10 protein-coding genes are annotated in these 13,308 nt (G+C 70.5%); 6 read left to right on the forward strand and 4 right to left on the reverse strand.

Features of this window, described 5'->3' with window-relative positions; genetic code table 11:
- Positions 1-30: 30 nt before the first annotated feature.
- From HR086_RS04115 to thrC, 3 genes are all read left to right on the forward strand, one after another.
- Positions 31-675 carry a protein-L-isoaspartate(D-aspartate) O-methyltransferase gene (locus HR086_RS04115; RefSeq protein ID WP_174464921.1) on the forward strand — a complete coding sequence of 215 codons (645 nt, stop codon included), beginning with the start codon at positions 31-33 and terminating at the stop codon, positions 673-675.
- A gap of 117 nt (positions 676-792) precedes the next feature.
- On the forward strand, positions 793-1,353 hold the full coding sequence (locus tag HR086_RS04120) for a hypothetical protein (RefSeq protein WP_174464922.1): 561 nt from the start codon (positions 793-795) through the stop codon (positions 1,351-1,353).
- The gene (thrC, locus tag HR086_RS04125; RefSeq protein ID WP_174464923.1) at positions 1,350-2,687 is read left to right on the forward strand and encodes a threonine synthase; all 1,338 of its coding nucleotides are present in this window, start codon (positions 1,350-1,352) and stop codon (positions 2,685-2,687) included. Before HR086_RS04120 ends, thrC begins: the two co-directional genes overlap by 4 nt.
- A gap of 69 nt (positions 2,688-2,756) precedes the next feature.
- On the opposite strand, the gene ribB is transcribed toward thrC, so the two are convergent.
- On the reverse strand, positions 2,757-3,911 hold the full coding sequence (gene ribB / locus HR086_RS04130; protein WP_174464940.1) for a 3,4-dihydroxy-2-butanone-4-phosphate synthase: 1,155 nt from the start codon (positions 3,909-3,911) through the stop codon (positions 2,757-2,759).
- A gap of 214 nt (positions 3,912-4,125) precedes the next feature.
- Between ribB and HR086_RS04135 the strand changes: the two genes are divergently transcribed.
- Positions 4,126-4,464, forward strand: coding sequence for a hypothetical protein (locus tag HR086_RS04135; RefSeq protein WP_217440105.1), 339 nt, complete (start codon positions 4,126-4,128; stop codon positions 4,462-4,464).
- The gene (tmk, locus tag HR086_RS04140) at positions 4,461-5,117 is read left to right on the forward strand and encodes a dTMP kinase (RefSeq protein ID WP_141641270.1); all 657 of its coding nucleotides are present in this window, start codon (positions 4,461-4,463) and stop codon (positions 5,115-5,117) included. Before HR086_RS04135 ends, tmk begins: the two co-directional genes overlap by 4 nt.
- A gap of 9 nt (positions 5,118-5,126) precedes the next feature.
- Here the strand turns inward: tmk and HR086_RS04145 are convergent, their stop codons facing one another.
- Positions 5,127-5,750 (reverse strand): hypothetical protein, encoded by a 624-nt coding sequence (locus HR086_RS04145; RefSeq protein ID WP_174464924.1) that lies wholly within the window; start codon positions 5,748-5,750, stop codon positions 5,127-5,129.
- Between the two features lie 162 nt (positions 5,751-5,912).
- On the opposite strand from HR086_RS04145, the gene HR086_RS04150 reads away from it, so the two are divergent.
- Positions 5,913-6,650, forward strand: coding sequence for a molybdopterin-binding protein (locus HR086_RS04150; protein WP_174464925.1), 738 nt, complete (start codon positions 5,913-5,915; stop codon positions 6,648-6,650).
- Positions 6,651-6,674: 24 nt separating this feature from the next.
- Here HR086_RS04150 and HR086_RS04155 read toward each other — a convergent pair whose 3' ends face one another.
- Both HR086_RS04155 and HR086_RS48285 read right to left on the reverse strand, forming a co-directional pair.
- Complete coding sequence (locus HR086_RS04155) at positions 6,675-11,753, reverse strand: tetratricopeptide repeat protein (RefSeq protein ID WP_174464926.1); 5,079 nt, start codon at positions 11,751-11,753, stop codon at positions 6,675-6,677.
- Positions 11,754-11,960: 207 nt separating this feature from the next.
- Entirely contained in the window at positions 11,961-13,262 is a 1,302-nt protein-coding gene (locus HR086_RS48285) for a hypothetical protein (RefSeq protein ID WP_254614409.1), read from the reverse strand.
- Between the last annotated feature and the right edge of the window lie 46 nt (positions 13,263-13,308).

Here is a 13,308-nt window from a genome sequence, read left to right on the forward strand (position 1 = left end):
CGCCCACCCCGTCATGGTTAGACTCAATGCATGGGTGATCGGGGACGCGCCGAGTACCTGTCGAGTCAGGGCATCCGTGATGGACGGGTGCTGGAAGCCATCTCGCGACTGACGCGCGCGGACTTCGTGTCGGAGGCAGAGCGTCTCGAGGCTGGCGCCGACGTGCCGCTCCCCATCGGCCATGGCCAGACCATCAGCCAGCCCTATGTCGTGGCGCTGATGACCGAAGCGCTGGCCTTGAAGGGGCATGAGCGCGTCCTGGAGATAGGCACCGGCTCCGGCTACCAGACGGCGGTCCTGTCGCTGCTCTGCCGCGAGGTGTACACGGTGGAGATCGTCCCAGAACTCGCCCGCTCGGCGCGATGGCGGCTACTGCGACTGGGCTTCGAGAACATCTACTTCCGCCAAGGCGATGGCACCGAGGGCTGGCAGGAGCAGGCGCCCTTTGATGCCATCCTCGTCACCGCCGCGCCGGCCGAGGTTCCCAGCACGCTGCTTGGCCAGCTCCATCGCGGTGGCTGGATGGTCATCCCCGTGGGGCCCACGGGGGGCACCCAGGAGCTGCTGCGCATCCATCGAGCACGAGAGCCGGGGGCCTTGCCCCAGGTGGAGTCCCTGCTTCCCGTCCGCTTCGTCCCGATGACGGGGGGACCGCCTCGTCCGGTTCTCCCCTGAAAGCTGTCGGCCTTGGCCTGGCGCGGAGGAAGGGATGGTTCGCCCGGATGCTTGAATGCCGTCAGGGCCCTCGAAGGCGCGTTGCCCCCGAGCAGGGCCGCCCGCTAACGTCGCGCAATGATCATCTGCCCGGTCTGCGACCACGTTCAGCCCGAAGGGACCGAATGTGACGTCTGCGGAAAGCGGTTTCCCACCGCCGTGAATGTGGCGACTCCCCCCGTGGCACAGCTGCCGGAGCTGGAGCTGACGCCGCATGCGGGGGGCCGTGACGCGGTGGACGCGCCCGTGCTGCCGGAGCTGGACGGAACGCGCTTGCGCAGTGGGCCGGACCTGCCGGCCCAGGTGGTGCAGGACCTGGAGCTGACGCGCGCGGCACCGACGGGTGAGATGCCCGTGGCGGCGCTCGAGGAGCTGGACACGGGGCGCGCGCAGGATGACGGCGTGAGGACCCCAGCCCCGCTGGGCGCCGTCACCTGCCGCTACTGCCGCAACGTGCAGGCGGTGGGACTGCTCTGCGACAACTGTGGCATGCGACTGCCGCGCGCTCGGATCGCGGCGACCGCCGTGGCGGCGAAGGGGGATGAGGACGGGTGGATGGCCTGCCCCTCGTGCCATACCCGAGGGCGGCCCGGACGCGCCTGCTCCGAGTGCGGCACCCGGCTCCAGGAGGGGGCGTGAGCGCCTCGGAGCCCGGCTTCCGGGCGGAGTACGCGTGCAGCGAGGGCTGTGACTTCCGCGCCTCGCTCCTGGACGTCGTCTACCGGTGCCCTCGCTGCGAGGGGCTCCTGGAGGTGCGTCACGACGTGGCGGCCCTGCGAGCCGTGCCCGCGGCGGAGTGGAAGCGGCGCTTCGAGTCGCGCTTCGGCTCGGCGCGGCTGCCGGATGGCTCGGGCGTGTGGGGCAAGCGTGAGTGGGCCTACCCCCAGCTTCCCGTGGAGGACATCGTCTCCCTGGGCGAGGGCCGCGTGCCCTTGAAGCCCCTGCCGCGCATGGCGTCGGAGCTGGGGCTGGCCGCGTTGGACTTGAAGGAATGCGGCGTGTCGCCCACGGGCAGCTTCAAGGACTGGGGCATGACGGTCCTCGTCTCCGCCGTGAAGCACATGCGGGCCCAGGGCGTGCCGCTGCGGGCCGTGGCGTGCGCGTCCACCGGTGACACCTCCGCGGCGCTGTCCGCGTACTGCGCGGCGGCGGGCATTCCGGCGGTGGTGTTCCTGCCCCGGGACAAGGTCTCCCTCGCGCAGCTCGTGCAGCCCATCGCCAATGGCGCGCGCGTGCTGTCGCTCGACACGGACTTCGATGGCTGCATGCGACTGGTGCAGGCGGTGACGGCGGACACGGGCCTGTACCTGGCCAACTCGATGAACTCGCTGCGCATCGAGGGGCAGAAGATGGTCGCCGTGGAGCTGTGCCAGGACCTGGGCTGGGAGCCTCCGGACTGGGTGGTGATTCCGGGCGGCAACCTCGGCAACGCCAGCGCGCTGGGCAAGGGCTTCGAGCTGATGCTGGAGCTGGGGCTCATCACCCGCCGGCCGCGCATCGCCGTCGCACAGGCGGAGCGCGCCAATCCGCTGACCCAATCCTTCCGGGGCGGGTTCAAGGAGCTGGTGCCCATGCAGGCGCGGAGCACGCTGGCGTCCGCCATCCAGATTGGCAACCCGGTGTCCTTCCGACGCGCGGTGCGAATCCTCAAGGCCTTCGACGGCGTAGTGGAGGAAGCCACCGAGTCGGAGCTGTCCAACGCCGCCGCGCGCGCGGACAAGGAGGGCACCTTCACCTGTCCCCAGACGGGCGTGGCGCTCGCGGCGCTGGAGAAGCTGGTGGCCCAGGGAGTCATTGCGAAGGGCTCTCGCGTGGCGGTGGTGTCCACCGCGCACGGGCTGAAGTTCGCGGACTTCAAGGTGGGCTACCACCGGGGCACGCTGGCGGACGTCACCAGCCGCTATGCGAACCCTCCCGTGCAACTGCCCGCGAACCTGGACGCCGTGCGCGAGGCCCTGTCGGACCTGGGCTGACGCCGCGCGGTGCGGCAGGGCGGGGCTCCCGTAGGAGGGGAGCCCCCGGGTTTTCCGAGCGCGGGTGCTTCAGTCCGCGAGCAGCGGGACGCGCTTGTCGATGGTGAGGCCGAAGCCGGCGAGCCCGCGGTAGGTGATGTCCGTGTTGGTCATCACCTGGAGCGAGCGCACGCCCAGGTCATTGAGGATCTGGCAGCCCATGCCCAGGTCTCTCGTCTCGTGCGGGCCCGTGCGGATGTCGGCGCTGCCGTCCGTGTTGCGCTTGTGGCTGATGCCGAAGTCGCCCCCGTGCATCCCGGGCAGGTAGACCAGGACGCCGGTGCCCTCGCGGGCGATGCGCGCGAGCGACTGGTCCAACAGCACGTTGCAGTTGCAGGTGGGGGAGCCGAACACGTCGCCCAGGGTGCAGGCGGCGTGCAGGCGCACCAGGGCGCTCGGGCGGGAGGCGGGGTCACCCTTCACCAGCACCAGCGACTTGGCGCCGTCCGGCAGCCACGTGTAGGTGAGCGCGGTGAAGTCGCCGTAGCGCGTGGTGACGGTGTGCTGGCCGGGCTCGCGGCGCACCAGCCGGTCCTTGCGGCGGCGGTACTCGATGAGGTCGGCGATGGTGATGACGGCCAGCTTGTGCTCCAGGGCGAAGGCCTTGAGGTCCGGCATCCGCATCATGGTGCCGTCGTCCTTCACCAGCTCGCACAGGATGCCGGAGGAGCCCAGGCCCGCCAGCCGCGAGAGGTCCACGGTGGCCTCGGTGTGGCCGGCGCGGCGCAACACGCCACCATCGCGGTAGCGCAGCGGGAAGATGTGGCCGGGGCGCAGGAAGTCGTTCGCCTGGCTCTCCGGATCCGCCAGGGCCAGGATGGTCTTCGCCCGGTCCGCCGCCGACACGCCCGTCGTCGTGCCATGCCGGTAGTCCACGGAGACGGTGAAGGCGGTGCGGTGGGACTCGTTGTTGTCCGCCACCATCTGCGGCAACCGCAGGGCGTCCAGCCGGTCCGCCAGCATGGGCATGCAGACGATGCCGCTGGTGTAGCGCACCATGAAGGCCAGGTGCTCCGGCGTCACCTTCTCCGCCGCCATGATGAGGTCGCCCTCGTTCTCCCGGTCCTCGTCGTCCGCGACGATGACGAACTTGCCGTCGCGGATGTCGCGGATGGCGTCCTCGATGGAGGAGATCTGGAGGTCGTCAGGGCGCATGGAGGATTCGGTCCGCTCGCGAGTCTGCATGTGTTGGCGCATGTAGCGTCTGCGTCCGGGGCTGGCAAGCCAACCTGCTTGACGCCGTGCGCTCGGGTGATGGGGTGGATGAGCCATTCGCGAGGGCTCCCTCGCTCGCCCGTTGCGGTGTCGCTGGAATTAGTTGGGACCCAGAAGGTTGGAGTCGCCAGGGGCGAGTGACTCGACGCGTGGGACAGGCTGCTGTAGGGTGCCCGGCTCCGTGATGAGCGCCGATACCCAGGATTTGAGGACGCAGCTCGACCAGCTCCAGGAGAGCCTGTCCGTCCGCCAGAGCACCACCCACTTCGCCCACACGGGGGTCGCCACCCTGGCGGCCCTCATGTTCGCGGGGGCCGCTGGCAAGCTGTTCTATGACTCCCTTCGCACCCCGCTGATGGCCTGGGGCGTGACGCTGCTGGCGCTGGGCCTGCTGGCGTACGCGTTGCGCCGCTACGTGGTGGGGCGACGCGTGCTGGCCGACGAGCTGACGCGCTTCCAGACGCTGCTGGAGCTGCGCAGCCAGCTGCGGCTCGACGACCCCGCGGCGCTGCTGCCCCGGTGAGCGCGGCCCGCAAGTCCGCCCGACGGGGGCGGTTCATCGTCCTGGAGGGGCTCGACGGAGCCGGCACCACCACGCAGGCGGAGCGGCTGGCCTCCGCCCTCCGCGCCGAAGGGCACGCGGTGCTCACCACGCGTGAGCCCTCGGATGGCCCCGTGGGAACGTTGATTCGCCAGGCCCTCACCGGACGGCTGGGCCTGCCGAATGGCGCGGGCCCGCTGGCGCCGGAGACGCTGGCGCTGCTCTTCGCGGCGGACCGGACGGACCACCTCGCGGCGCGGGTGCTGCCCGCCCTCGAGGAGGGGAAGCTCGTCCTGTGCGACCGGTACGTCCTGTCCTCGCTGGCCTACCAGGGGGCTTCGTTGCCCATGGCCTGGGTGGAGGCGGTGAACGGGTACGCGGTGTCCCCGGACCTGACGCTGTTCGTCGGTGTGGCGCCGGAGGTGGCGGCGAAGCGCCGGGCGGCGCGCGGCGGGGCCGCGGAGCTGTTCGAAGCGGATGAGGCCCAGCGGCGAATCGCCAAGCAGTACCTGGCCGCCATCCGCCGCCGCGCGAAGAAGGAGCGCATCGTCCACATCGACGGTGAGCAGGGGATTGAAGCGGTGACGGCGGCTTCGCTGGCGGAGATTCGCAAGCTGCTGGGCCGCAAGCGCTGAAGGAGCGGGTCAGCGCGCGACGTCGAAGCTCAGCGCGACCTCCGCCCCATCTCCCGAGCAGCGGCCCGCCGTCTTTCCGACGCTGCGCAGCACCAGTCTCCCGCGGACCCGGGTGTCGCTGTTCTCCTCGAGGACGAGCTGCCCGGCCACCTCTTGCGTCAGGGCTTCCTTGGGGACGGTGCCGTAGCAGCCCGTCGCCACGAAGACGGCCTGGAGCTCCGGGGAGTGTCCCTTGCGCGGGGTGAAGGTGATGTCCCGGAACGAGTCCGTGGGGGCGGCGATGGCGTCGCCCGCCACCGCGAGCGTCACGGGGCCCGCGCCAAGGACCTCCTTGTCGAAGCGCACGGAGACGCATGCGGAGGTCTCGTCGTCGGCCACGACGCTCGACGGGTCGTTCAGCCCGCACAGGCGAAGCGTCCGAGGTGCTCCGCTCTCGAATTCGGCGGAGCGGTGCTGGTCGAACGCCATCCAGCCCTCGTCGTACGTCACGCGAAACGTTTCGCCCGAGTCCTCATAGTGCTCGATGGACGAGTCGAGGGGCGGGTCGCTCACCGCGTCGTCACCGCAGGCGGCGAGGGACAGCAGCGACGCGAGGAGCAGGGCGGACGGACGTCGGGCGGACCGGGGGGGCATGGAGCGCATGCCTCCCGGAAATGCAATCCGGATGCCCTTGTCCCCCGGGGAGAGAGGCCCTCCGGAGGGGGTCTGCCGCGCCTCGGAATTCTGACGCGACGACGGATCCTCGTGACTCGCGCGGCGGACTCCCTGGCCGTTGCGCTACAGTCCGCCCTTCCTATGGAGCGCACTGGCGCGGCGGCAATCATCATCGGCAACGAGGTCCTGACGGCGAAGGTCCAGGACCAGAACGGCCCGCACCTCATCAAGAGGCTGCGCGAGGTGGGCATCGTCCTGCGCTCGGTGGAAACCATCCTGGACGACGTGGACGCCATCGTCGATGCGATGAACCGGGCGCGTCAGCGGGCCCGCTACGTGTTCACCAGCGGCGGCATTGGCCCCACACACGACGACGTCACGGTGCGGGCGGTGGCGCTGGCCCTGGGCAAGCCCGTGGTGCGGCTTCCGGAGATGGTGTCCCTCATCGAGGCGCGAGCGCCCGATGGCAAGGTGACGCCGGAGGGCATGCGGCTGGCGGACGCCCCGGAGGGAGCGGTGCTGCTGCCGCAGGCGGGCACCTGGTACCCCGTGCTGACGGTGGGGGACGTGTTCCTCCTGCCCGGCGTTCCCCAGCTCTTCCGGATGCAGTTGGAGACGGTGCTGGCGCGGCTGAGCGGCACCCCGGTGGTGCTCAGTTGCCTGTACCTGCGACTGGGCGAGAGCGACATCGCCGCCGTCCTGGACAACGTGGCGCTGAACATGCCGCACGTGGCCATCGGCTCGTATCCGGAGTTCGACCCGGGGAAGGACTACCGGGTGAAAATCACGGTGGAGGCCGCGGAGAGCGGCCCCGTGGAGGAAGCCGTCGCGCGAATCATCGGCGGGCTCCCCGAGGGCGCGGTGCTGCGGCGGGAGTAGCAGCCCTCCCGCCGTGCGCCTCGACTACAGCGACAGTCCCAGCCGCTGACGCAGCCGGAAGAAGTCGTCCGTGAAGGACCAGGCGAGCAGGGTGCGCAGCCGCTCACCCTCGCGCACGGCCTGAATCATGGGCTCCGGGGTGTCCAACCTGGCGCCCGCGAAGTTCGGGTCCTCGCGCAGCACCATGCCCAGGCCCACGGACACGTCGCCGGCGATGAGGAGACCGGCGCGGTCCGCCGAGTAGTCCAGCGCGTCCAGCCACGGCGCCAGCTCCAGCTTCTGCACGTCGCCCAGGGCCATCGCCGGCCCTTCCAGCGCCTTGATGGCCTTGCGCGAGAAGGCCTTGCGCAGCTGCTTCACCGTCTCGTCGTTGCGACGGCCGAGCGCGGAGAACTGCTGCGCGTGGATGCGGATGGCGCTGCCGAACAGCTCCGCCGTCTCGCCCTGCGACAGCTTCTCCAGCACCGCCGCCTTGTTCAACAGGCCCAGCGCCGCGCGGCCCAGGAGGAACTTCTGCTCGCGCGCGTTGAAGCGCCGCACCACGTCCTGGCCGATGCACACCGACAACGGCTCGGTGGTCTCCAGCACCGTGAGGCCGCGCCGCGCCTGGTACGCGTCGAACTCCTCCACGCCGAACACCTGCGCGACGGTGCGGATGGCCTTGTAGACGGCGCTGTCCGTCTTGAGCTTGTCCGTCTTGGGGTTGACGCCGACGATGTCGAAGCTCGGGGGGTAGACCTTCTCGAGCTGGTCGCCCATGGCCCGCAGGACCTCCAGCAGCGGCCCCCGGACGCCCGGGTGCAGCAGCATGGAGTCCACGTCCGTCGACGTGAGCCCCTCGCGAACCTCCTGCGCCAGCCGGGTGCGGCCCTCCGTGTAGAAGGCCAGCTCCGCCTCGTTCGTGGAGCGCAGGAACTGGAGCACGGACGCCACGCAGAAGGCCTTGTCGAGCTGCTTCAGGCCCTCCCACAGCTTGAACAGCGCGTGCAGGCTGTCCACCCGCGTCGGGTCCTGGCGGAGGATCTGCCGGTGCTCCTCGACGGCGAGCGGCACGGACGAAGTGTCCCGTGCGTACAGGCCCGCCAGCGCGGTGCGCGCAGTGAGGTTGGTACCGTCGCCTTCCACCACCTGCCGGTACAGCGCGGTGGCGCGCGCGGGCTCGGACAGCGGGCCGGCGAACAGCTCCGCCACGCGGATCCGCAGCGCCGCCGCGCGCTTCGGGTCCGTGGCCGCCGTCGTCTGCGCCTGCGCCTCCAGCAACTGCGCAAGCTCCGGCAGGTTGCGCGCGCGCTCGTACAGCGTCACCAGCCGGTCCACCAGCGTCGGGTCTCCGGGCGTCAGCTCCAGCGCGCGGCGGTACAGCGGCGTGGCCGCGCCCGCGTCGCCCAGGCCTTCGTCATACGTGCGCGCCAGCTCCAGCGTGAAGCGCGCGCGGGACTCGGCGGGCAGCTCCTGCTGGAGCAGCTTGTGCAGGCAGTCCACCGCGCCCGACCAGTTGCGGCCGTGGGCATGCAGCGTGGCCAGTCGCTCCAGCGCCTCCAGATGGCGCGGCTGCGCGGAGAGCACCGTCATCAGGTGCGAGGACGCGCGGCCTGGATCATTCAGGTGCGTTTGGTACAGCGAACCCAGCGTGAGGTGGAAGGGCGCGAGCGTCCGGGCGTCTCCGCCCTGCTGCACGCGCTGGCTCAGCATGGCCGCGGCCTCCGCGTACTGCTGTGCCTCCAGGAGCAGCGAGCCGCGCAGCTCCAGCGCCTCGATGTGGCCCGGCTGCGCGGCCAGGGCCTTCTCCAGCAGCGCCACCGCGCGCGTCCGGTCTCCCAGGGCCGCGTGGTGCAGTCGCGCCGCGCTCACGAAGCCCGTGGCCGCCGCGGTGTGGTCCTTCTGCGCCAGCTTCGCGTCGGCGCGCCGCTCGTGCAGCGCGGCCAGGTCCGCGGAGCCTCCACGGTGGGCGAGCAGCTCCTCCAGGCCCGCCTGCGCGGCCGGGTGCAGCGGATCTCTCTCGAGCGCCTGCTTGTAGAGGGCCGCCGCGCCGTCGGTGTCCTTCTGGACGAACGACGCCAGCCGCGCCGCGCCGATGAACGCATCGATGGCGCCGCGCGGGTCCTTGCTGAGCCGGGCCTCGGTCTCCAGCGCGGCCCGGGCCTCGGCCGCGTCTCCGCGCCGCATCGCCACGCGCCGCGTGCCCTGCAGCGCCGGAAGGCACTGCGGATGCAGCTCCAGCGCCTGCTTGTAGAGGGCCGCCGCGCGCTCCAGGTCGCCGAAGCGGATCTCCGCCAGCTCCGCCGTGCGCAGGAGCATCTCCAGCGCCTCTTCCGCGTCGCGCGCGTGCGCCAGTCGCAGCGTGTAGAGCCGGGCCAGTCCCGACACGTCACCGGCGAGCTTGAGCGAGCGCTCCAGCGCGAAGGCCAGCCGCGCGTCGCCAGGGTCCGCCTCGAAGGCGCGCTTGTATGCCTCCAGCGTGCCCTCGGCGGGGCCCTTGTCCAGGTCCACCGCGGCGGACAGCCGCAGCGCGGTGGCCAGGCGTGGATCATTCACGCGCTCGGCGATGCGCTGACGCAGCTCCGCGCGGCGCGGCCGGTCCGACGCGCGAATGCGCTCCAGCAGGGTGAGGGCGGTGAGGTTGCCCGCGTCCAGGCCGAGCACCGCTTCGCAGCACAGCGCCGCGCGCGAGGGCTCCTGGAAGCGGTCCAGGTACAGCCGCGCCAGCTTCAGGTAGGCCGTCACCTTGGCCGTGGGCGTGCCGCCCACCTGCGTCTCGCGGTCCAGGATGGACACCAGCTCCTTCACGTTGTCCTGCGCGAGGAACAGGCGCTCCAGGGCGCGCAGCGTGGCGGCGTGGCCCGGCGTCAGGCGCAGCACTTCCTGGTACGTCTCGATGGCCAGCTCCGGCCGCTTGAGGGCGTCCTCCCAGATGGCGGCGGCCTGGAAGAGCGCGTTGGCGCGCTCCAGCGGGTCCGTGCGGTTGGCGGCCTCCTCGCGCAGCATCTCCACCAGGTTCTCCCACGCGCCCTGCGCCCGGTAGATGCGGGCCAGCGCGCGCAGCGCCGGGAAGTAGCTGGGCGCCAGCATCAGCGCCTCCTGGTACGACGCAATGGCCTCGTTCTCCTGCGACAGCCGCTGCTCGTACAGCTCGCCAATCTTGTAGATGAGCGCCGCGGCCTGGTCGGTGGAGGGTGAGCTCTCCGACTCCGCCCGGTACATGTCCACCAGCTTCGCCCAGCGGCCGTCCTGCGCGTACAGCCGGCCCAGCGCCTTGAGCGCGGGCAGGTACGACGGCGACAGCGCCAGCACGCGCTCGTAGGCGGAGATGGCGCCCGGGCGGTCCTTCAGGTTCTCGTCGAGGATCTCCGCGTTGCGGTGCAGGAGCGACAGCACCTGCTTGGTGTCGCCCGCGAGCGACGCCTCCAGGTCATGCGTCTCCAGCAGCTCCCGGTAGCGGCCCGCGCGCTCGTACAGCCGCGCCAGGTTGCGGATGGTGGGCAGGTGGTCCGACGCCAGGTCGAGGATGCGCTTCATGCACTCGATGGCGTGGTCCAGGTCTCCCAGCCGGTCCTCGTACACGCCCGCCATCTTGTTGAGCGTGGTGATGAGCTGATCCCTGTCCGACGTCTGGAGCAGGTCCTGCTCGAACATCGCCACCAGCTCCGCGAAGCGGCCCTGGCGCTCGTAGAGGCGGGTGAGCGCCTTCTGCGCGGGGAGGTAGCCGGGCTGCAACTGGAGGCAGGAGTTGTAGCGGGAGATGGCGTCTTCCTGCCGACCCAGCCGCTCCTCGAGGATCTCCGCGGCCTTGTACATGCGCGCGGCCTTCTGCTTGGCGTCCTCGGCGGCGGCGACCTCCGCGTCGAAGACGGCGACCAGACCCTCCCAGTTCTGCATCCGGTAGTTCAGCTTGCCCAGACCCGCGAGCGCCGCCGCGTGGCCGGGGATGCGCGCGACGATGGCCTGATATCGCGCCGCCGCGTCCACCTCGCGCTTGAGGACCTCCTCGTACAGCGCGGCCAGGCGCAGGTTGGTGGCCACCAGCTCGCTCTCGTCGTTGAGCGAACCCACGCGCGCCAGCAGCACGTCCGCCAGCTCCTCGTAGCGGCCCTGCGTTTCGTAGATGCCGGCCAGCTCGCTGAGCACCAGCGGCTCATGGGGCGCGGCGTGGCGTGCGTCCAGCAGCGCCGCCAGGGCCTCTTCCTTCTGGCCCAGGCGCTCATGCACCTTGGCGATCTGCAGATAGGCGGGCGCGGCCTGGGAGCCCAGCGCCGTGGCCTCGGCGGTCAGCGCCGCGAGCAGCTCCTCGGTGCGTCCCTCTCGCTCGGCCACATGCTTGAGCGCGGCGAGCAGCAGCGGATCCGAGCGGTCCAGCGCGAAGGCCTCGCGCAGCAGAGCGGCGGCGGGCTCGCGCTGCTTGAGGCGCTCGTCGAGCAGCAGGCCCGCGGAGGTCAGGTAGTGCGCGCGCAGCGACGGCTGCTGCATGGTGGCGGCGAGCAACCGGTAGACTTCCACCAGCGCGGCGGCGTCGTTGCGCGCGGCGTAGACGGACTCGAGCTGCGTGAGCACGACGACGTCCGTGGGCCGCCGCTCCAGGCACTGGCGCAGGCAGGCGCTGGCCTCGTCGTCGCGAGACAGCCGCTCCTGGAGGACGATGCCCTTCTCGAACAGGAGCGCGGCCTGGTGGCGCGCGTCCTCGGTGGCGGCCAGCTCCGCGTCGAGCAGCTGGATGACCATCTGCCAGTTGCCCACGTCCGCGAAGAGTCGCCGCGCGGCGCGGATGTTGACCAGGTACCGGGGCGCCAGCTTGTAAGCGTTCTGGAAGGCGACCGCCGCGTTGCGGGGGTTCTTGAGCGGCTCCTCCCAGAGCAGGCCCACCTCATGGAAGAGCTGGGCGGCCGCGGGACCATCCGTGGTGCTCAGCGTCCGTGCCTCGCGCTCCAGCGAGGCGATGCGCTCGCGGGCCTCGTCTTCCGCACTGGGCGCGGGCGTCGCCTGGGGCGCGGCCTGCACGGACTGCGTCAGCACTTCGGTGGCACTGGGGCCGGACTTCGCGGGCGCCCCTGAAGGCGGAGGAGGGGCGACCGTGACTGGGGGTCGCGGGATGTCGTTGCGCTCGCTCATGGAAGGCCGGCTCCGGGGGCCAGTTCTGAGAGGAGGAGAATGGCCGGGAGCGGTCGTAACACGCGCTTGGCCGGTCCCTCAACTTCCCGTCTTTCCTGGCGATTTGGGTGTCCGGATACCCGGGGAGCAGGCAGGCCCCCGCTCTGGACTCCTGGTGGGCGCCTCGCTTGCGCCCACCGTCTCTTGTCGGCTTCAGGCCCGTGAAGCTCAGAGCCCTTCGCGCAGGTTTTCCTCGGCGATGTGGATCAGCCGGGTCACATGCTTGTGAAGCCAGAGCCCGAAGGGCTGGATTCGACCCGCCGGGGTCTTCTTGGGGAGGTCCTGGATGCCCTCGTCGAAGGAAATGACGGCGTGCTCGCCCGTGGGTGACGTCGTGCGCTGGTCGAAGGCGAAGGACCGGCCGACGTGCCACCCGCCGTGGAACACGAAGAGGTTCTCCAGGTCCTTGTTCTCGGTGGCCTCGACGAGCCCGTCGATGTCGTACACGTCGTCGGCGATCTCCAGGCAGCTCCAACCGCCGCCCGTGACGTTGCCGCAGGGAAACGTGGGCAGGCCGCGGTCCATGGCGTTGTCCACGATCCACGTGACAGTGCCGTACACGCGCTGGAAGTAGTCCCAGCTCGACTCCTTCTTCAGGGGCTTGAGCGCCTTCGCTCCCTCCCAGCTCCCGATGCGGTGCTTGTACTGGCGCTTGAAGATGGACAGCTGCTGGTCGAGGGAGTCCATGCGCTCGGGCTCCTTCTTCACGTCGAGGTGCTCCGCGACGAAGTGCGCCTTGGGGTAGCGGTCGTGGAGGTCCTTCAGCATCGCGATGGCCGTGTCGACGGCCTCGTAGGCGTTCTTGGGCTTCGTGAACGACGGGCCCTTGGGCGCGGAGGGCTTCTTCGGCGCGCCCTTGGGTGCCTTCGGTTCCGGATTGGGATGCGAGGCATCGCGGAGGTCGATGGTCCGCAGGACGAAGCCGACCTTCTCCTTGGCGCGGATGCGCTTCTCCGCCCGCTCGATGGCCGCCTCGTGGCTCTCGGTGGCGGTCTCCTTGTCGTAGCCGTCCATGATGACAGGCCCATCGACCTTCATGGCCCAGAACGTGGAGTCGCCCTGGATGTATTCGCGAATGACCACGCGCTTCTTCGTCGCGTTCCACGGGTTGGCGTCGCGGAATCCGAGCGTGCGATAGCGGGCCACCAGGGCTTCGCCCGTCGTTGCGTCGAGGAGCGAGACGTTGAAGGCGCCGTTGATGGTGCCGCGTCGGACCACGGCCTGGGCTCCTCGTACTTCCACGTCGACGAAGAGCAACGACATGGGCTTGAAGAGCGTGAATCGCGCCTGCACGGGCGAGCTGAGCTTCAACGCCTCGGGCTGATTCTTGGAGAGGGTTCCGTCGCTCCAGACCCGCAGCTCACCACCCGCAGAGTAGAGCCAGACCTCGCCCTTCAGTGAAAGCTGGGGGTCGGAGTACCAGATGGCCTCGCCATTGTTGAGCTTCTGCAGGTGCTTCCAGTTGGGCATGGGCGATTGTTCGCACGGGACGAGGGAGGGGTAAACGGGTGAGTTG

It is taken from the genome of Myxococcus sp. CA039A (genome assembly GCF_013336645.1).
GTDB lineage: Bacteria > Myxococcota > Myxococcia > Myxococcales > Myxococcaceae > Myxococcus > Myxococcus llanfairpwllgwyngyllgogerychwyrndrobwllllantysiliogogogochensis.